Source organism: Paenibacillus vandeheii, from assembly GCF_030433635.1.
GTDB classification, from domain to species: Bacteria; Bacillota; Bacilli; order Paenibacillales; family Paenibacillaceae; genus Paenibacillus; species Paenibacillus vandeheii.
This window is the reverse complement of the sequence record NZ_JAROCD010000017.1, coordinates 108,694-129,699: the sequence shown is the minus strand read 5'-3', so window position 1 is coordinate 129,699 and position 21,006 is coordinate 108,694. Positions and strand designations below refer to the sequence as shown.

At 44.8% G+C, this 21,006-nt stretch carries 16 protein-coding genes and 1 rRNA gene; 6 read left to right on the top strand and 11 right to left on the bottom strand.

Going from position 1 to position 21,006, the window contains the following annotated elements; genetic code table 11:
- A 16S ribosomal RNA gene (locus P5G61_RS27730) occupies positions 1–75 on the bottom strand; the annotation flags it as partial.
- A gap of 1,178 nt (positions 76–1,253) precedes the next feature.
- Here P5G61_RS27730 and P5G61_RS27725 point away from each other — a divergent pair.
- Entirely contained in the window at positions 1,254–3,017 is a 1,764-nt protein-coding gene (locus tag P5G61_RS27725; RefSeq protein WP_301249475.1) for a methyl-accepting chemotaxis protein, read from the top strand.
- A gap of 281 nt (positions 3,018–3,298) precedes the next feature.
- Here P5G61_RS27725 and P5G61_RS27720 read toward each other — a convergent pair whose 3' ends face one another.
- From P5G61_RS27720 to P5G61_RS27680, 9 genes are all read right to left on the bottom strand, one after another.
- On the bottom strand, positions 3,299–3,466 hold the full coding sequence (locus P5G61_RS27720; RefSeq protein WP_301249474.1) for a DUF3934 family protein: 168 nt from the start codon (positions 3,464–3,466) through the stop codon (positions 3,299–3,301).
- A gap of 35 nt (positions 3,467–3,501) precedes the next feature.
- A complete protein-coding gene (locus P5G61_RS27715; RefSeq protein ID WP_301249473.1) occupies positions 3,502–4,410 on the bottom strand; it encodes a glycine betaine ABC transporter substrate-binding protein in 909 nt (302 codons plus the stop codon).
- Positions 4,411–4,500: 90 nt separating this feature from the next.
- A complete protein-coding gene (locus P5G61_RS27710) occupies positions 4,501–5,157 on the bottom strand; it encodes an ABC transporter permease (RefSeq protein WP_301249472.1) in 657 nt (218 codons plus the stop codon).
- Complete coding sequence (locus P5G61_RS27705) at positions 5,154–6,287, bottom strand: betaine/proline/choline family ABC transporter ATP-binding protein (protein ID WP_301249470.1); 1,134 nt, start codon at positions 6,285–6,287, stop codon at positions 5,154–5,156. The genes P5G61_RS27710 and P5G61_RS27705 overlap by 4 nt, the downstream gene beginning before the upstream one ends.
- 357 nt (positions 6,288–6,644) lie before the next feature.
- Complete coding sequence (locus tag P5G61_RS27700; protein WP_301249468.1) at positions 6,645–7,292, bottom strand: TrkA C-terminal domain-containing protein; 648 nt, start codon at positions 7,290–7,292, stop codon at positions 6,645–6,647.
- A 158-nt stretch (positions 7,293–7,450) separates the two neighbouring features.
- On the bottom strand, positions 7,451–8,671 hold the full coding sequence (locus P5G61_RS27695; RefSeq protein WP_301249466.1) for an MFS transporter: 1,221 nt from the start codon (positions 8,669–8,671) through the stop codon (positions 7,451–7,453).
- Positions 8,672–8,704: 33 nt separating this feature from the next.
- Complete coding sequence (locus tag P5G61_RS27690; protein ID WP_301249481.1) at positions 8,705–9,304, bottom strand: TetR/AcrR family transcriptional regulator; 600 nt, start codon at positions 9,302–9,304, stop codon at positions 8,705–8,707.
- 120 nt (positions 9,305–9,424) lie between these two features.
- Positions 9,425–10,573 (bottom strand): S1C family serine protease, encoded by a 1,149-nt coding sequence (locus tag P5G61_RS27685; protein ID WP_301249464.1) that lies wholly within the window; start codon positions 10,571–10,573, stop codon positions 9,425–9,427.
- Positions 10,574–10,587: 14 nt separating this feature from the next.
- Positions 10,588–11,832, bottom strand: coding sequence for an FxLYD domain-containing protein (locus tag P5G61_RS27680; protein WP_301249462.1), 1,245 nt, complete (start codon positions 11,830–11,832; stop codon positions 10,588–10,590).
- Positions 11,833–12,136: 304 nt separating this feature from the next.
- On the opposite strand from P5G61_RS27680, the gene P5G61_RS27675 reads away from it, so the two are divergent.
- Positions 12,137–12,892: a class I SAM-dependent methyltransferase gene (locus P5G61_RS27675; protein ID WP_301249460.1), complete on the top strand. Its 756-nt coding sequence runs from the start codon at positions 12,137–12,139 to the stop codon at positions 12,890–12,892.
- A 105-nt stretch (positions 12,893–12,997) separates the two neighbouring features.
- Here the strand turns inward: P5G61_RS27675 and pbp4 are convergent, their stop codons facing one another.
- Positions 12,998–15,079 (bottom strand): penicillin-binding protein PBP4(5), encoded by a 2,082-nt coding sequence (gene pbp4 / locus P5G61_RS27670; RefSeq protein WP_301249458.1) that lies wholly within the window; start codon positions 15,077–15,079, stop codon positions 12,998–13,000.
- Positions 15,080–15,226: 147 nt separating this feature from the next.
- Here pbp4 and P5G61_RS27665 point away from each other — a divergent pair, with 147 nt between their 5' ends.
- The 4 genes from P5G61_RS27665 (at position 15,227) to P5G61_RS27650 (ending at position 21,002) form a co-directional block, all read left to right on the top strand.
- Entirely contained in the window at positions 15,227–15,631 is a 405-nt protein-coding gene (locus P5G61_RS27665) for a CBS domain-containing protein (protein WP_024631266.1), read from the top strand.
- Positions 15,632–16,018: 387 nt separating this feature from the next.
- Positions 16,019–18,298 carry a glycosyltransferase gene (locus P5G61_RS27660; RefSeq protein ID WP_301249455.1) on the top strand — a complete coding sequence of 760 codons (2,280 nt, stop codon included), beginning with the start codon at positions 16,019–16,021 and terminating at the stop codon, positions 18,296–18,298.
- Positions 18,299–18,316: 18 nt separating this feature from the next.
- Positions 18,317–19,468: a hypothetical protein gene (locus P5G61_RS27655; protein ID WP_301249454.1), complete on the top strand. Its 1,152-nt coding sequence runs from the start codon at positions 18,317–18,319 to the stop codon at positions 19,466–19,468.
- A 112-nt stretch (positions 19,469–19,580) separates the two neighbouring features.
- The gene (locus P5G61_RS27650) at positions 19,581–21,002 is read left to right on the top strand and encodes an MBOAT family O-acyltransferase (RefSeq protein WP_301249453.1); all 1,422 of its coding nucleotides are present in this window, start codon (positions 19,581–19,583) and stop codon (positions 21,000–21,002) included.
- The last annotated feature ends 4 nt before the right edge of the window (positions 21,003–21,006 follow it).

Below are 21,006 nucleotides of genomic sequence, written 5' to 3'. Positions count from 1 at the left end.
TCAACTCCGCTCGACTTGCATGTATTAGGCATGCCGCCAGCGTTCGTCCTGAGCCAGGATCAAACTCTCCAATAAAGATGAATTTCAGAAGCATCGTTAGAAGCTATGAAAATCATCGGTGGTATTGAAAAGAGCGATATGCTCATTTTGAAACTGACGAGATTAAAAATCTCATTTATTTCGCTTCGAAATCATACGGTCCGAAGACGTGTACCGATTTCTCAGCGTCGATCTTGCAAGCAAGATCGTTACTCACTCGTTGTTCAGTTTTCAAAGATCAAACTTGTTTCAGTTGCTGTCGTTGTTCTCTTCAGCAACTCTTATATATTATCACGTCCGCACCAACTTTGCAAGCTCTTTTTTTAAGTTTCTTTCGAAGCTTATTTGTTTCGCTTGCCGCACCATGTTTCTCGTGTTTTCTTGGCCGGATTAATAATATATCATGTTCTCTTCCTAATTACAACATGTAATTAAATAAATTTTCTTTCACTTTATTTAGTTGTTTTACGCTACAGCTTTATACCAGTAATTCAATCCTCGGGCGCTGAAAGTCTACCTGCACTTTATTCTGATTCGCTAATAATACAACAAACCCTATTCTCTCTGCCTCTCTACCTGATAATGACTTTTGATTACAACTGCACCTCAGCTGTTGTTAATCTAACGATATCTCTTGAGATCCGCTATCAGCTTTAAGGGAAGTCTACATTTAATGTAATCCCAATCCGTAAGCTCCAATCCATAGTTGAACTCGCAAGGCCGAAAAAAATTTCTTCATTAATGTCACTAATCTTGAAGTTAGTTTCATCTATATGTTGCAGCCTATCCTACTTGTAATAGGATATTATTCAGTAATCCCGTCGATTCGCTAAATCTCCTTCAAGTCATTTTTGCGTAATAATGCATTTCATATATGCGCATATCTTTATTTCAATATAAATCCCTCTTTCCTTTATGTATATACATATTAGGCAACAATTTACTCATCAAAATGAATCCACTATATAATTCTGGTAATCAATTTTCTCAATCTATAAGGAATTGACGTAAGGGATTTGCGCATTTTTCATTTATGAACACAATAATGTAATAAATGAGAAACATTCTGAAAAACCTTGGTACTAAAGCATCATTTTCATCCCTAACACTAATATTAATCTAGCCCTAGTACGATATATCACATGGATACAAAGCACCACACGCAGAGCGAATACGCATCCAGATGGTCAAAACTAGAAAAGGAGTGAATGATGTTGTTAGATAAGATACGGTGGAGTACTCTTCCTTTCTTTGCAAAAAATCTCGTTATTTCATTCGGCAGCATTACGCTAATTGGCGTTATTTTAATTACAGCCGGATACCAGTTTCAAAAAAGCATTTTGATTCAACAGTTATATGATCAAGCCGAGGTAACAACGCAGAAATGGGCTGCTGATCTGGATTCAAGCAAGGTTCTTGAAGCGGCAAAAGAGAAAAACTATTCCGGACCTGCCCAACAGGTTCTTCGAGACTATCTGGATTCAATTCACGAGCTCTATCCAAACATCGCCCAAGCTTATATTTTTGGGACTGAGTTGGAAAAGGGAAATGAGACTTCGATTATCGCAATTCCTACCAGTCTGGTAGAGTCCTTCGAGGAAGGCAATATGGCAGCAGGCACAATGTACCCTTTGTCCTCACAAATTGTTGAAGCCCTTGAGGGTATGAAAGTAGATAGCGAACCCGGTTTCAGCAGCTTTTATACCGATGATTACGGTACCTGGACAACGATCATGTATCCCATCAAGAATGCGGAAGGTGCCATCTATGCCGCCATTTACTTTGATGTTGATGCAAGTGCAGTTCCAAAAGGACTTCATCAACTGATTACATATAGTAGTATTTTCCTTGTAGGTTTTCTTATTCTGTTTATGGTACTACAGTACATTCTGTTGAAAAAAACACTCAAGCCAATCCGTGAACTCATGAAAGGCATTGAGGCAGCAAGCTCAGGTAACCTGGATGTATCCATCCAAACTGGCCGGGATGACCTTGGTATTATTAATCAGAAGTTCAATACGATGATTCAGCGATTTAATGACACGATGTTCAAAGTCCAAACGACATCCTTTCATCTCTCTGATTCATCCAAGAAATTATTAGATATTTCCGAAAAAAATAATGATAACATCCAGATGATCAGCAGTAATATCCGGGATATCTCCCTGGGCCTTCGCTCTCAAGATCAAGCCAGCGTGGAAAGTGCACGAGCGATGACTGAGATGTCTACCGTTGTACAGACGATTGCCAGCAGTTCTGCAGATGTAGCGGATGAAGCATTAAGCATGGAACAACGTTCTAATTCAGGCCATGAGATTATGCAACAAGTTATTGAGCAGATGAGATTGATCTCCGGTGCTGTGAAACATACGTCCGAATCTATCCAATCTTTGGAAAGCCGCTCTAACGAAATTAGCAGCATCGTAAATATGATTACGCAGATTGCGGAACAGACTAATTTGCTCGCCCTGAATGCTTCCATTGAGGCAGCTCGTGTCGGTGAGGAAGGAAAAGGTTTTGCGGTTGTCGCGGGGGAAGTACGTAAACTCGCTGAACAGTCCCAGGGCTCAGCCAAACAGATCCGTACCTTGATTGACGAAATTCAGCGCGATATCCTTCAATCCGCCGAAGCTATGCAGCTTGGCTCCCAAGAAGTCGAAAAGGGCTCTCAAGTCACTTTGGAAACAGGCCAATTCTTCGAGGATATTCTGACAGCTACGAACAAAGTCGCGAACCAAATTCAGGATATCTCCAGCTCTACCGAAGAAATATCCGCTAGCACACAGGAAATGTCGGCTACTGCGGATGAATTGTCTGCCAGCGTCAGCAAAGCAGCAGATAGCAGTAAACAGATTGAGCAATCCATTGCGGAACAAGAGGCCTCCATGGCTTCCATTGTATCGGCCTCTGATGAACTCTCGGCTGCATCAGGCCAATTGCAGGAACTGATTTCATTCTTCAAAGTAAGAGCAAACTGAATCACTTTTATTAATCATTCCTATGGATTCAAGCCAAATTTAACCGGTGCGCCAATTAAATGTTGGAAGCTGCCGTTTAAGTTTGGCTTTTCTTATGTAAAAAAAGCGATTCGCGAGGGATTGAGCCTTTATCCACTTTGAACGTCTGCATGCACACAGCGCCATTCGGGAATTCAATCCTAAAGACAGCACTCATGCTGGGCACACATACAAAAAGAGACCTGTCCTTTTGTAGGTCAGATCTCTTTGCCATGAACGCCTCTGGTTTCTCCAAGTGCCACTTACTCGGACTTGTCACTTGAAGTTTCGGTATCGTCCTTCTTCTTCGTGCCTTTACTTTTATAAGGCTTCGGGGCACTTTTTGCCCGATTGGCTGCGGCCTGCCAGCGATTCCAGCCTTTTTTGCCAGTACCACGGCCGGTGCCGCCTTTACCTTTTACTTTACTCATGTTATCACCCCAATAATCAGTCAGGTCTCTTTATTCTATTCGATCAGACCTTTTTTAACCAGAAAATCATGAGCGACATCATCTTCTTTAAGTCCTTCGACGTCAACTTGTGCATTTAACTCCTGCATTTCAGTCTCCGTAATCTGGCCCTTGAGCAGGTTCAGTACATCTTCCAACTCGGGATATTGATCCAACGTGTCCTGCCGAATGACCGGTCCACCGTCATATGGAGGGAAAAACTCCTTATCATCCTCAAGGATAACAAGATCATGCACTTTAATCTGTGCATCCGTAGCATAAGCATTGGTTACATCCGTTTCTCCCTTTTCAATTGCCCGATACATGATACCGTGATCCATTCCTTTAGACTCTCTGAAATTCATACCATAGAGCTTCTGAATTCCAGGATATCCGTCCTCCCGATCCAGGAATTCGAATTCTACACCAAGCACCATGTCATCCGATACTTTAGCCAGATCGCTCAGCGTTTTAAGTTTATACTTATCCGCCGTTTCCTTGGTTACCGCAAGTGTATACGTATTATTTATACCAAATGGTTCCAAGAAAGAAAGACCTTCCTGTTTGATAAGCTCTCTAGCTCTGGCTAAAGATTCTTCCGACGTTCCGGTTTCCTCCTGATAATAGTTGGCTACAATAGTCCCGGTGTAGTCAGGATACAGTTGAACTTCATCATTTTTCAATGCATTCCATACTACATTTGATCCACCCAGATTTACTGTCCGTTTCACTTTGATATCTGTTTTCGCTTCAATTAGATCTGCCATCATATGCGCAATAATTACATTTTCCGTGAAATTTTTCGAGCTTACAGTAATCTGTTTATCGCTCGCTGCTCCACTTTCCCCACTCTTACCCCCACCGCATGCGGCAAGAATAATACTAACAGAAGCAAGTAGCGCAAAAATAAGTCCAGTTTTTTTCATATTATTTATAAATACCTCCAGATTATTTGAATCTTGATATCGTGATTAACTATAGTTGGAATTCGCAAGGCTTTAGCGGAGATTCCAAGCTTAAACTTTCAGTCCTTTAGGTGTCGTCACCTTTTCCAACAGTCCGAGTAAATAATCAATAACCAAAGCCAAAATCGCAGCCGGGATGGCCCCCATTAGAATAAGAGCATCAATATTACGTTGAATGCCGAGGAAAATAAATTCGCCAAGCCCACCTGCACCGATAAATGCAGCAAGGGTAGCCGTTCCTACATTAATAACGGCTGCTGTTCGAATCCCCGCCATAATGACACTCATCGCTAATGGCAATTGAACCTTGAACAGAATCTGTCCACTTTTCATGCCCATTCCTCTTGCCGCTTCAACAACCGACTTATCTACATCGGCGATGCCTGCATACGTATTACGGATGATTGGTAATAGTGAATATAAGAACAGAGCAGCTACCGCTGTTTTGATGCCTATCCCAAACAGAGGAATCATAAATCCGAGCATCGCAAGACTTGGAATCGTCTGCAGAATACCAGCCGTTCCCAGTGTGATTCCTTTTAATCCTTGAATACGGGATATCAAGATCCCCAAGGCAATACCGACGATAATAGCCAACAACATTGAAATGAAGACTAACTGGATATGGACACCCAGCGATTGTAACAGTTCTTCTCCACGACTGTTAAACTGCTGCTTCATTTGTTCCCACAATGAACGATCTCTCATGATGTTTCCTCCTCATCTCCCACCCATTTTGCGGCAAAGGCAGTTAACAAGCTGCTACGGGTGACGATGCCGACGATTTTACCTTCTACTGTCGTTACCGGGATAACACCATGCGCTGTTTGCGTAATTAACGCCAGTGCATCTCTCGCAGTCGCAGTATCTTCTAGCACTACAGGAGGCCAAGTCATAATTTCTTCAATCGTACGGATGCCCTCCATCTTGGCGGCGAGGTCATAGGCAGATACAATCCCAAGCAGTTTATCAGTTTCATCGCTAACAAGTAGAGTGTCGGTCTTGCGTTGTCTCATGAATGCAAGAGCTTTTCCCGGTGTACGATCAGGATAGGAGGTAGTGGGATTATCCCGCATAACATCCGTGATTGAAATGTATTCGGGATTCTGATAAATCCGATTTTTGCCGATAAATCCTTCAACGAATTCATTGGCTGGCTGACTTAGTATCTGTTCAGGTGAATCCAATTGCACTAATTCGCCATCCTTCAAAATCGCGATTTTATCACCTAGTTTGAGCGCCTCTTCCATGTCATGTGTGACAAAAACAATCGTTTTTTTCACTTCTTTTTGAAGCCTTAGCAGCTCATCTTGCAACTGTTCGCGTGTTATCGGGTCCAGTGCACCAAAGGGCTCATCCATCAGTACAATTTCCGGATCTCCCGCCAATGCCCGGGCTACTCCAACACGCTGCTGTTGTCCACCCGATAACTGTTTGGGGTATCTTTTGGCATAAACAGTAGGGTCCAACCCTACCAAGCGGAGCATCTCCAGCACTCTTTCTTTCTTTTTCCCCGCTTCCCAACCTTTGAGCTGCGGAATAAGTCCAACGTTATCTTCAATCGTGTAATGAGGAAATAATCCTACTTGCTGGATAACATAACCGATGTTTTTACGAAGTGTATCGGGGTTTTCCTGCGATATATCTTTACCGTGGATGTAGATTTTCCCTGAAGTATTGGGAATCAGGCGATTGATCATTTTCATGGTTGTTGTTTTGCCACACCCACTGGGTCCAATTAAGACAAGTATCTCTCCAGCTTCTACTTCAAAATCAATATCTTTCACCGCATGATATCCGTTACTGTATTTTTTAGAAACATGTTCAAATTTTAGCATAAATAACCCCCATATTATTTCTGTGTATCTAAAAACTATAACAGACCATCTTCAAACTGACAACCCATATATCAAAATAGAGTTGTAAGTTGATCTTTACTAAATGAATACTGGCACTTTACTCGACTTTGCTTGAATCCCCGAATGAAGCAGATGCATATGAATCGCATTAAGAAACACAAGGGGAATTAAAATCAGTACCGTCAAGTTATCGTTCCAAGCTGGGCGCACACCAAAAAAAGCAGATGGAATCTCTAAAGATTCCATCTGCTTTTCAATTGTAATTACCTGCAAGGAGCCGATAATTGCTTATTCTGCTAATGATCAGTACACGCCTTGCTTTATTGAGCGGAAAAGTTATAGCTTCTCAGAGTCCAATGGAATCTGGTCTTCTATCTGATTAATAAACTGCTCCGTTCTTGCATACATCCCTTCGTTCCCAACAGCGATCACGATATCCCCTTCACGCAAAATAACATGGGGGCCAGGAGATATGGTTACTTCAGTCCCTCTCCTCAATGCAATAATGGTTGCACCCGTATGCTGCCAGAACTGCAAGTCCCCTATAGATCTGCCAACGACATGTGACTGTTCACCAATTGTGATTTCGACTGGATGATAAGGCTTTAGATTTTTAAGACGATCAGACGCTTCAATAATTTGAGTAAGTAATGTTTCAAATTTGCGATCTGTCTCTTTTCTCTCCAATAACAATTGTTGCAAATCATGTTTCAGGGAATATGTGGATTTCAAATAATTATTACGTGTAATATACTCAAGCGCGTTCTGATCCGAGAGTACGATGATCTCTTTTCCCTGAGATACAGAGACAATATTCTCATCTTTCAATAACCCCATGGCTTTGCGGATCGTCTCTGGCGACACATGATACTGGCCGGCTAACAGTGAACGTCCGGAAAGTTTGCTTTGTTTGGAAAATTCCCCACTAACAATTCGCTGAGCAATATCAAGCGCTATTGATTTATAACTGGCTTTCTCTTGCAAGTGAGATTCTCTCCTTCGCGTTAGTTAACAACCCTATCAGGCAAAAATGGAGGTAATCCCCCCACGCCATCAGTATAGCGCATCGCCTGCGTAAAATAAATCAGGATTCGGAGAGATCTCCACAACAATCATTATGGGAAATCATTCCTAAAAGACAATTATTTCATCACATTGACCTTAGTAGCAGTTTCCCCTCCTCTTAACACCCGCAAAGATAACAGGAAACAGATTGCCAGAACGGCAGCTGCCGAAACGTAAGGATAGTTAATATTCACATCAAATAGTGCTCCCGCTACAATTGGACCTGCGATATTGCCCAAACTTGTATAGGCTGAGTTCAACCCAGCTACAAAACCCTGCTGTTCTTCCGCCAGTTTGGACATCTGCGTGCTGATTGCCGGACGCAAAATATCCATGCCCAGGAAGACGATGAATGTAACAACCAAAATCATCCAGTATGTGTTTACAAACAGGGTTAACAATACAAATACCGCCACAAAGAGCAAGCAGACCGAAATGACTTTTTTCTCACCAAATCGGTTTAACAGCCAGCCAATCAATGAGACCTGCACCACGGCTCCCGCAATGGAACCAAACGTAATAATGAATGCAATATCCTTGGTGGTGAAGCCAAATTTGTGATCCACAAACAGAGAAAAGACCGTCTCATAATTAGCCAAGCCAAACGCCATAACAAATACGATGACCAAACTGAAAAAGTAGGGCTCACGGTACGAACGCAGCAGCTGGGAAACCATGCCCGGACCTTTGACCTTCGCTGCACCCTCGACAGGTTTGGTCTGCTCTCCAGTAATTCTGGTTGATTCCGGCAAAATAATCAGCGTAATGATGGATGCCAGCAAACCCGCAATACCTGCAGCATAGAAAGGAATCCGAATACCAAAGTCCGCGATATATCCGCCGATCCCCGGACCGATGATAAATCCTGTAGTAATTGCGGCATTTATTAATCCCATACCTCTACCGCGTTCTTCCTCTGTTGTAATATCTGCAGTGTACGCCATAACCGCGGGGAAGATCATCGCTGCGCCGATCCCGCCAAGCATCCGGGCCGCGAAGAGAAGTGCTGGTGCATTCACAGCACCAAACATAAACTCGGATACAGCAAAGATTAACATGCCGCCAACGATAATTTTTTTACGTCCCAAGATGTCAGACCAACGACCCGCAAGTGGAGAAAACAGAAACTGCGTGAAGGAGAATGCTGCTACCAGCAAACCAACGGTGAACCCGGTGATATGCAGTAGATCCATGTACGCAGGCATAATAGGCACAACAAGACCTATGCCTGTAAAAACGAGAAAAATATTAAACATTAACAGCAGCAATGCGCCCCTGTTCCGTGTAAGTAATGCCATGATTCCATCCTCCGTAGTTGTCAAAATGTTGCCTTAATCTTTATCTTTTGCAATTCCATACAAGAATACGCTAGCCGCCTGGCGGTATAAGGCAAGAGCCTGTTCTGGCTCCATGCCGCGCGACAGCTGACTGAGACCAATAATGGTGCTTTCAAGAATGAGCGCTAGATGGTCTGCGTTGTCTGCTTTAAATTCCCCGCTCTCAATTCCCTGTTCCACCAATTGTTTGTTAAATTGAATATGCCGCTCAAACATTAAAGCTATTCGTTCTTCAATATCATTTTCTTTCTTCTCACCGGTAAAAAATTCATCTGCCGCCTTCGTCAGTGGGTGATTCATGTCATCAAGGATTAATTGTTCCGCCAAGCCGTAAATCTTCTCCGTAGAAGTATGATACAGATGTTCCTTGGCTGCCCAATTCTCCTCCCACTCCCGATCCCATTCATCAATCAGGTAAAGAAACAGACCTTCCTTGCTTTTAAAGTGGTAATATATATTGCCTTTACTGCTGCCCGTCGCAGCCACAATATCTTCAATGGACGTTGCTTTATAGCCTTTTTGCACAAAAAGGGCTCTTGAGGCATCCGCAAGTTTCTTCTTGGTCTGCTCGGTTTGTAGTTGCTTTTTATTCATACTCATACATTTCACTCCACCTCTTGCATACTGAACGTTCGTTCTGTATTTTAACAGATGATTCGAACATAAGCAATCAAAAAGGAGAGCCGGCCAATTGGCCAACTCCCTTCCTACACTTTATTTCATCTTTTTGCCCTGACCATGCAATATTTTCAACTGGCCATTCTCATATCCGACCTGATATTTAACCTTATATTTCGTTGTTACATACTCGCCATCTCTACGCTCATCTGCTGTAATGACCGCCGTCACTTCCATCTCTTTATTTCCGTCGGTTGTAGAGGAAACATTACCGATAGTTACATAGCTCGTATTGATATACCCTTCGCGAAACTTCGCATACGTTGTCCCGCTCTGCCATTCGCTGCCGAGCAATGCATAGGCGGTGACATAATCGCTCAGATTCAGGCTCGTATAAAAGTCCGTCACCAGTGCCTCTGCTTCCAATGCTGCTGAGGTTGATCCTGAATTCGTATCCCCTGCCGTCTTAACCGCTGCTGTGCCGGAGGGATTTTTGGACCACGTCTGGACCTGCTTGAGCACACTGGTCATAGGGATGCTGAATCCAATTCCACCCTCCTGCTCCACCACAGCTGAATTGATGCCGAGTACTTCGCCAGTCTCCGCACTAATCAGTGGTCCACCACTGTTACCATGGGTTATGGGAGCTGATATCTGATAAAGGTTGCTATAAATATAAGGTGCTATTTCAAAGCTACGGCCTACACCACTAATAATCCCTGTGGTTACGGTGTTCTCTAGCCCAAGTGGACTGCCCAGCGCCAGAATTTCATCTCCGGTCTCAGCTTTGGATTTGGCAATGGATAACGGTTTGATCTTTTTCAGATCAGGCACCCTGACGACAGCAACATCCGTCTCTTCTCCAATCCCGATAACGGTTCCCTTATACTCCTCATGATTCAGGGTTCGAATCGTTACTTCCTTCGAGCCCTCCACCACGTGGGCATTGGTTACCACATCCCCCTGATCATTATAAAGAAAGCCGGAGCCCAATCCACTGCTGCTCTCGATCGTAACCACTTTCTTCTGGCTCTCTTCAATGATCTGTTTGCGTGTCTTCTTCACAGGTTCCTTGGCAGCCATCGTCGCAGTCACGTTTTCTGTTTCCTTCGCAGCGACAACTGCCAGTCTGGGCCCATCCTGCAACTGATCTGCTGAATGTTGATGTATCCAGAACACGCCTCCTGCTCCAGCACTAATAATGATTGCACTGGATATGATCGTACTCCATGTTCGTTTGGCCATTCCAACCTGTCCTCCTATTCCAGATACCACGTTGCATTCACAATAGAGACTTCCGCTTCCTGGTACACACCATAATAATAGGTTTCAAAGAAACCTTCTTCCCCCACATCCAGCCAGCTTGGATACACATCCACATAAGTCTGACCCAGATAGCTACCATCAGTGCCATAAATGTCGACCATGACAGTGACGGAGGAGATCGGCCGGGTCGCATTGTTTATCAATGAACCGCTAATATAAAGGTCACCGTACATATCGAGCGTAGCGTCAACGTTCACTATGCTTACTGCGGCCGTTCGATTCTTGAGATCTTCCTCCGCAGCCTGTTGCTCCGCCAATTGAATTCGTTCTGCTTCCGCTTTTTCAAACGCCTTTTTCTCACTGAGCACCCTCTCTCGATACGCAGTGAGTTTTTCATTTTCCGGCGCATAGGACAACCCTTGATCCACAGTTTGTAAAGCTGCTGTGAAATCCTTTTTCTTCACTTGCTGTTCAGCTTGCTTATAGCTAAGGCCAGCCATCTTGTCGATAATTTGTTTCTGAACCGCCTCTGCTTCTTTGCCTTTTAAATTCAATACAGTATCCAGCTTCTCGGCAAGTGCCTCTACCGTGGTCAGACTATCGATTTCCTTTTTCACCTTCAGTACAGCCAGCGTGACCTTCCTGTTGTTTAATGTGGCACGTACTTTGGCAAAAACGGGTTCTTCCCGTTCGTTCAGCACTTTGGCTACAGCCTGTATGGTTTTGTCTCCTGCGGAGAGCTTTCCTGTCTTCAGACTTGTTGACGCCTCATTTAACTGATTCATCAGATTGAACGCCTTCGCCGTAATTTGGCGATCCTGTACAAGTGCATTATAGTTCGGCCGTTTCGCTAAAGCGGTGTCCAGCAACTGAAGTGCTTCTTTATACTTACCTTCCAGGGCTGCTTGTTCCGCCTGTTGATGCAGCGATTTCACCTCTGAATTAATACCCATCTCCTGTTTGTAATAGTACGTCAGCAAAGCACCCATCACCGCTGCCAAAAGCAGTGGAATAATCCAGCTAAATGCTCGACCTTGTGGCGTGTTGCTCTGCTTCGGTGCAGACTGATGCTGTCTGGATAACTGATCTAATGCTTTTCCCGTTCCACTTTCCAGACCAACCGCTGTTTCTGCCCAAATCTGTTCTTCTGTAGAGCCTGAGTCTTTTAAATTCGTTCTACACTTTCTACATGTGCTGTCCCCTGGACTGCTTTTGGTCCCACATACGTGACAATACACCCTAATCCCTCCATCAAAAAGAACGTATGTATACTATGCTTTTATTACATGAATCGACACTTATCATATAGCAAAAAGGTAAATTGCACCATATATTTGTGGTGTATAATGGAAGTATTCCAACTGTGAGGTGAAACGGATGTTATTTCGTATCGTTCGAAGTAATTAGTCGTCGGGCTGGGTCAAAACGCGTACCAGCTATCAGGGGATACGTCTGCCCTTTTGAGTCTGTTCGGCATTTAATCGTAACGATTTCGCACAACATCTGCCTAGAATGAAGAACTCACATTGGAGGAAACTTATAATGAAGGAAAAAATGGATTATACTGCTTTTTACGAACGCATAGGCCAATTGAATGGCTGGGATTTTAGCTCTTTGAACGTGACTTCAGAAGACATTGGATGGAACTTTTACGAGGAAGTTACACGCTGCACCGAACCGTCTGATCTATTGCTTGATATTGGCACAGGTGGTGGAGAAGCTGTTCTTTCCATCGCGCATGCCGCACTGTTATTGGTTGGAATTGACCTTTCCCATGGCATGATTGAAACTGCCCAACGTAATCTCAAGGCATCCGGTTCTCGGTCGAATGTCCGTTTTGTGCATATGAATGCAGAGCAACTGACATTTCCAGATCAATTCTTTAATGTGGTATTCTCCAGACACTGCGATTTCTGCGCTACAGAAGTATACAGAGTTTTGGGAGATGGGGGTATATTCCTTACTCAGCAAGTCAGTGAAAACGATAAATGTAACATCTCAGGGGCCTTTGACCGTGGACAGTCACTGGGCGTTCAACCAGGCACATTGATGGAACGATACAAACATGAACTTGGCGAAGCAGGTTTTCAAGATATTCAGGTTCGGGAATATAATGCAACGGAGTATTACGCCACACCTGATGATCTGCTATTCCTTCTGACCCATGCACCGATCATTCCCGGTTTTGGTGAGAGGGAATCCGACTTTGAGTGTTTCCAACAGTTCGTCAAGCAAAATCGCTGCGATAAAGGGATTCGAACGAACTCGGCACGTTTTATGCTGATTGCCCGGAAATAAATCTATAACATAAAGGCAAAAATAAGAGCCCATCCACCATTTTGGTAACATGAATGGTGGATGGGCTTTTCAAATACTATTTGGATCATCGTATATAGTACCAAATTACTGCGTGACTCCCTTTTTCTCCAGGAACGGCTTTAATTTATCCAACACATGATGACTGCCACCTCGTCCGTTCACTTGTTCAATAACCGCGGCTATAAGGAAGGATGGTGAATCCGTATCAAACACCACGACAAAACCGTTCTCCTGTCCCTTCTCTCCCTTTTTGGCCTTCAGCTCGGCAGTTCCTGTCTTGGCCGCCAATCCTTCAGAAAGTGAATTCAAGGAATGAGCCGTTCCTCCCGAACGGGTCACGACCTGACCGAGTGCATCCTTGACCGTATTTGCAACCTCAGGCGTGATCACAACTACCGGTTCAGTGGTTTCCTGTTCCTGTATCAATACAGGCTTCACCATTTTTCCTTCATTAATAAAAGGGGTGAAAGACGAGGCCAGATGGATTGGCGACATCAACATTTCTCCTTGTCCATAGGATGTGTCAGCGAGCAGCACCTCGGATGCCAGATCGAGATGAGCCTCGTTCGCATACTGACTCGGTTTCAAATACAGTTCATCCAGTCCAAAATTGTCTCCAAAACCGAACTTCTGGATACCATCAATAAACTTGGCGCTGCCCATCTCGACGGCTTCCTTCGCAAAATAAATATTGTCCGAGTAGACCAGCGCATCAACCATGTTCACCGAGGATACACTTTTTACACGCTTCACATAGTAACCGCCCCAGCTCTCATCCTTACGCCATTGCAGTCCCGATATCTCATGTGATTTCTCCGCTGTGGTAACTTTCTCCATCAGACCTGCCGCTGCTGTAATGGCTTTGAAGGTTGAGCCTGGTGCATAGCGATTCGTGAATCGGTTGATAAAAGGAAGCTTCTCATCTGCTGAATAAGCATCCCACTCTGCCTGTGTCAGTCCCGTAACCATCTTGTTTGGATTATAGGAAGGCGCACTGACCAGTGCCAGCAGATTACCGTCCGTTGGATTCATCATCACCATCGCTCCGGCATCACCACCACTGGATAGTGTCTTATACAACTTACGCTGTTGCTCGGAGCTGATCGTCAGTTGAATATTCTGTCCATCCACTGCATCCTTGCGGATAAGCTCTGAGCGAGTGTTTCCAGAATCATCGGTGATCTCGATCAGGCCACCTCGTTCGCCGCGAAGCTGTTTCTCCAGTGATTGCTCCAGTCCGGCTTTGCCAATCCAATCTTCCGCACGATAATAGCCTTCCGTATCTTTCTCCAGATCCTCCTTGGTGGCCTTGCGAACATAGCCGATCAGATGAGCGGCAGCCTCTCCAAGCGGATAATACCGTATTTCCTTGGATTGAACTTGCACCCCAGCCAGTGCTGCAGGTACCCTGGAGTCCTCTGTAGAAGCAATGGGAACAAAATATTCCGGCTTCACCCATTTCTGTGCAAGTGCAGTGTTAATGATATCTGCTGTTACTTTGTAATGCTCCGCAATTCGGGCGATCATCGTGTCCGGATTTTCTCCCAGCTTCTCAGGTATGATCCCCCATTCATACATATTTCCCTTTGTTGCTAGGGGCAGCCCTTCACGATCAACAATGTCTCCACGTTCCGGGAAAAGCGTTCTCACCCGAACTTTGCTCCCTTTGACCATGTCGGTCAGAATCATGGATGGCTTCCAGTTGATTCGCCAGACTTTCGCTCCGTCCTCAAGCTCTTCACGTACCAGTTTCAATGTATGTGTCTCATTCACTTCCCCTAGGAAGGTCGTTAGTTGCAGGCTGTAGTCCACCTCATAGACATCCGGGTTTTGATTTTTATTTTCACTGCTGTCCGATGTCGTCGATTCGGTTACTTTCGGTTTCAATTCTGCCTTAACCGCAGAAACCTCCATACCCGAATAAATCGCGTTGTATTTTTCCACAAATTGCTCCCGGTTCATGCCAGACTCATTCAATGAAGCAGGCGTCATCAAGGGATACAGTTGATCGAATTCTTTCTTTTGTAAATGCGCTATGTATTGATCAACGGTTGCCTGGGGTTTCACTTCCTCTGTTTTGCTATTCTGCATGTATAAGTACATTCCGATTCCACCAGCAAATAAGATGGGAAGCAGTCCATAAATAATTTTACGTTTCGATTTCATGATCATATCACCTCTAATATACACTATAGATTTCCAGCCTCAATTAAACAATGGAACAAATCTGACGAATTTATCATTAAAAATAGCCGAAAGCTCACATAATATGTTTAAATAAGGAGAGTGAAATTACAGTAAAGGAGCCCGATGATGGAAATCAGCTATTTTTTACTCCCCAAAGCCGAAGTGGCCTATATCAAGTCTTCCGCTTCCATGAAAGATGCGATCGAGCAGCTTGAATTGCAGCATTATACCGCCATTCCCGTGATTGACCAGGATGGAAAATATGTTGCCACCCTGTCCGAAGGCGATTTGTTATGGAAAATGCGGAGCACCCCCGGACTGACATTTGAAACGATGGATCAGGTTCAGGTGCACGAGATCGACAACCGTGTATATAATGAATGTGTCTTTATTAAGGCCGAAATGGAGGATATGCTGACGCTGGCAGCAGATCAAAACTTTGTGCCTGTGGTGGATGTGGACCGTGTCTTCCTCGGTATTATCCGTCGCAAGGATATTATTGAGTATTATACGCGTAACATCTCTGACTAAGTTTGAATTGAATATATGCTTTTGCAGATCACAATGGCAAAAGACTAAAACAGAAATGACGAGTCCTTGGGGCAATATCACTAAGTTACTTAACTTAATGACATTGCACATTGGGCTCGTCATTTTTGTGTTTTCAGATCACATTGAAGTTCCGTTTTCATCTTTGCGAAAAAAACAAATAAACATATTGCGTAAATTTCGACAAATAACTACAATAATTATTATGATACGACAAAATTACCCATTGGAAATTAAATCGATGGCTCTATATTTACTGAGGTCCTATCTTTTTTTTCAGAATTTGTTCAGAATCGTTTAGTACAATGATCACATTCTTTTTATTTCGATAGGCGGCACTACTCAGAAAAATCAGGAAGAGGTATTCACTTGAACTACTTAAGTACACGCAACAAGATACTTGTCACGGCTACTGTGATTATGTCTTGTATTTACGTCTTTTGGCGTACATTCTTCACTATTCCTTTCGGACATGGTCCTCTCGCCGTGACCGCAGGTCTTGCCCTCCTCATTGTCGAACTTATAGGTATGTTCGAACTGGCGGTCCATTTTTACAATATGACCCGGCTCGAATATCCTACACTTCCTATTGTTGACGAAGCCCTATATCCGGATGTGGATGTATTTATCGCAACTTATAATGAACCCACATCGCTACTGTTCAAAACGATTAATGGCTGTCTGAACATGGATTATCCTGATCACTCCAAAGTACATATCCATCTGTGTGATGACTCTAACCGTCCCGAGATGCGGGAACTGGCGGCGCACCTAGGCATTAACTACCTTACGCGAACAGAGCATGTACACGCCAAGGCGGGTAACCTGAACAATGCCATGAAGCATACGTCCTCCCCGCTAATCGTCACCTTTGATGCCGACATGATTCCGAAGCATGATTTTCTGACGTCGTGCGTTCCCTACTTTCTGACCGGAGAAAAAATCGGTTTTGTGCAGACACCACAGAGCTTCTATAATCCAGATCAATTCCAGTACAATCTGTACTCCGAGAACCGGATACCGAATGAACAGGATTATTTCTATCGGGACGTACAAGTAGGACGCAACAAATCCAACTCCGTCATCTATGGGGGAACAAATACTGTACTCTCCAGACAGGCCCTGGAAGACGTGGGCGGTTTCTACACTGGCTCCATTACAGAGGATTTTGCTACCGGTATTGAGATGCAGAGCAAAGGGTATCGCTGCTTCGCCACCAACAAAGTATTGGCCTCCGGGCTTGCTCCCGGTGATCTGAAAAGTCTGATCAAACAGCGCCAGCGCTGGGCACGCGGTTGTATCCAGACAGGCAAAAAGATGAACCTTCTTTTCAAGAAAGGACTTAGCTTTGCCCAAAAGCTGAACTATATCTCTTCCATTACCTACTGGTACTCCGGGTTAAAACGGTTGCTGTACATCATGTCACCCATATTGTTTGCCGTGTTTGGCGTTCTGGTTGTGAAATGTACCATTCTGGAAATCCTTGTGTTCTGGTTGCCGATGTATCTGTTGACCAACACCTGTCTGCGAATGCTATCCGGCAATATTCGGACCACCAAATGGACCAATGTATATGAGACCATTTTGTTCCCATCCCTTCTGCCGGCCGTCATTCTGGAGACCATTGGCATCACGATGAACAAATTCGTCGTTACCCGCAAAGACGGAGCGCAAAATAATGATCGGAACTATCAAATTAAACAGATGGTTCCCCATCTGATTCTGGCGGTGCTGTCCATAATCGGAATCGTGAATTGCATTCATTGGACATTCAGTCAGGGCACGATTGGTTTCCTCGTTGTGCTGTACTGGTTATTGATTAATTTCTATAACATCATGATGTCGATCTTCTTCCTGGCTGGACGCAAAGTATTCCGAAACCACGAGCGCACAATGGCTGCAGTGGATTGCACGCTCACAACGGAGGGGGAGACCATCTCCTGCATCACTAACGATCTCTCGGAAGGCGGAATTTCCGTTATACTAGATACACCGAAGTACATTCCAAGTGATATCGAGATTGGCATTAAACTGGTGAATGATCGATATTCAAGCGAGTTTACAGGCAAGGTGGCGCATGTCGCTTCCATCGGAAAGCGCTGGAAATTTGCTTTTACCGTCAAGGAGATCACGGAACAAGAGCAGCGCCAGCTGCTGCATATTATCTATGATCGCGAGCCTACGCTGCCGCAGAAGCTGGACAAGGATATCAGTACATTTGAAGACATTCGTCTGAATTTTGTGCGTCGGGGTCAGAACGAATTCATGTCCAACCGGAAGCTGGCACGGATTGCGCTAAATCGCGAATTGCAAGCACCGGATCATGGAAACGTGACCTTGCTGGATTTCAACTATGAATTCGTTCTGGTGGAGATGGAAAATCATGATTTGGTCAATGAAATCCAACTTCCGCTTGGCGAAGATATCTCACTGGAATGCGTGTGGGTACAATCCCTGCGTGACAAACGAGGGGACCTTTACCGTGTGACCAATATTCGTGATATTGCTCGCAACCATCAGATGCCGACATTGGAAGCACTGCTGAAACAGTGGAATAAGGAACATATCCACCAGGGCAAAAAAGGCCCTACATCTCAAGGCAAAAACAATTTCTCACCAGACGAATTGAACGAGATGGCTTATTTATAGAGCGGAGGCAAGTGAAGCATGATCAAAAAGTGGAAACAACTGACCCTTGTTGCCAGTTTAACTGTGTTATGGAGCGTGTATCCGATTCAGGCTGTTCAGGCTGAGCAGCTCAAGGTAAGCAGGACTACACTCCATGAATGGAACAATGGAGCCAAGGTAGACGCAAGCATTGATAACAAAGGCAGTATTCAGATTAAGAGCTCAACGCTGGGACTCAAAAAAGGATACTATTCGGCCTACGTCTATGAGCTGCAGAATCGAGACTGGTCAGGCTATGGGGCCTTGACCTTCTCCATCCGCAATGAATCGGACCGAAAGCTGCCTCTTAATATCGTACTGACTCGATCGGATAAACTCTCCCTAACTGTATCTGATGATCGAAACGTCATCGTTGTTGAGAAATCAACCGGGCAGGCTGAGCTGGTTCACCCGGTATCAGGTCTGATTGAGTTGGAACCGGGATTTGTCGGACAGATCCGTATCCCCTTTTCCAGCCTTATGTTCCAGAACAAGGCCAGCACGGCAGGTCAGGCGAACCTGGGCAAAGTCATTGGCTGGGGCATTACAACTACAACTCCCGAAAACACCAAGCTGAACTTCCGCATCGGCAATATCAAACCTATATCCAGGAAGCAAGCGGTGGTGGAGAATGATCTGACCACCTTGCAATTGACTGGTGACGAGCGTGTGGTGAAGCCCGTAGCCGGGGAATCCATTGTCCAATACGGTGTTCAATCAACCTCAAAAGAAACGCCTGATATAAAATTCCAGCTCGACAGCCCTGTGCAGGGAGTATCTATCACACCGGATGGACTACTGACGCTCCATACCGATGTCGATGCTGAGCGAGCGACCATACGTGCACTAGTGAATGGCAAATGGAATCTGACAACCACCATCATGCTGGATCGCTCCACGGCCATGAATGTTCAGGAGAAAGACGGGACCCCGCGCTCTATTCCTGACCCATCTGAAGTTACCAAGGTGCTCAGCCCTGCGGACCCACTGATGAAAACATCGGTGGGATGGTTTATTCGACTCTTGTTAACAGCTGCCGGAATCCATGGACTCATTCTCTACTGGCTGTGGAGAAGACAACGGAAAAATTCTGGCTCCCTAAAGCGGCGTTCCCGGGAAGCTCGACAAGCAAGGCGTCCTTTTCGCATGTAAAATGACTTTGGCAGATCACCCGAATCTGAGATGCGGGTGTCTGTTTTACTTGAGCATGTTGTATCAATAGATACAACATGCTCCCTTATATGATCCTCAAGGAGGAAAGGCAGTGCTCTTTTCCAGTGTAATCTTTCTATTTTATTTCCTGCCGCTTGTGCTGGGGCTGTATTACATACTGAAATTCTCGGTAACGGCCAAAAACATGCTGCTGCTTGTTGCCAGTCTCTTCTTCTATGCATGGGGTGAACCGTGGTTTGTCCTCATCATGCTGGCTTCCATCTGTTTCAACTATATCTTCGCCCTGCTCGTGGACAAATTCAGGGAACGACGGAATGCCGCCTACACCATCATTACGTTGATGCTTATCGTCAATCTGGGTATGCTGTTTGTTTTTAAATATATGGCCTTCGCGCTGCGGATAGTGAACGAGAATACCGACATTGGCCTAAGTATCCCGAATATCGCGTTACCTTTAGGTATCTCCTTCTTTACCTTCCACGGAATCTCCTACGTGATCGATGTGTATCGCGGACATGGCGCTGTGCAGAAAAATCTCTTTTATGTCGCGCTGTATATCTCCTTCTTCCCTCAGCTCATTGCCGGACCAATCCTGCGCTATAACACAATTGCAGATCAGATGGTCAACCGTAAGGAAAGTTGGGACAAGTTCGCACTGGGCTGCTGCCGCTTCATTGTTGGTCTGGGTAAAAAGGTGCTGTTATCCAACAGCATGGCGATTGTTGCAGATCACATCTTCAGCATGGGCGGCACCTCGGATATTCCGGCGAGTCTGGCATGGCTTGGGGCCATCGCCTATACATTGCAGATTTATTTTGATTTCTCGGGGTACTCCGATATGGCAATTGGTCTCGCCCTCATGTTCGGTTTCAAATTCGAAGAGAACTTCAGATATCCATATATCTCCCGTTCCATCACCGAATTCTGGCGCCGCTGGCATATCTCGCTGGGCACCTGGTTCAAGGAATATGTCTATTTCCCGCTCGGAGGATCACGTGTCACCAACAAGGATAAAATGATTCGCAATCTGCTCATCGTCTGGGGACTGACGGGCGTATGGCATGGGGCGGAGTGGACATTTGTAGTCTGGGGATTGATAAACTTCGCATTCATTGCGCTGGAGAAAATTTCTAACTTTGATAAAGGAACTCGCTTCAACCCGCTGCGGCATCTCTATGCCATGTTTATTGTGGTCATCGGGTGGGTGATCTTCCGTTCACCGGATCTGCTGCAAGCCGGCAACTATCTGGGCAACATGTTCGGACTGTACGGCAATGGATTCTGGAGCGATACGACCTGGATGTTCTTGAAGGAATACGCGCTCTTCTTCATTCTGGGTATTCTGTTCTGTATGCCAATCGCCACCCGGATGAACAAACTGATGGTTGATGGCGCACGTTTCAGCAAACCACTGGAACTAGCTTATCCGCTCACGATCATCGTTTTATTCCTGATCTGTGTATCGTATCTGGTCAAAGGTACCTACAATCCGTTTATTTATTTTAATTTCTAATTCT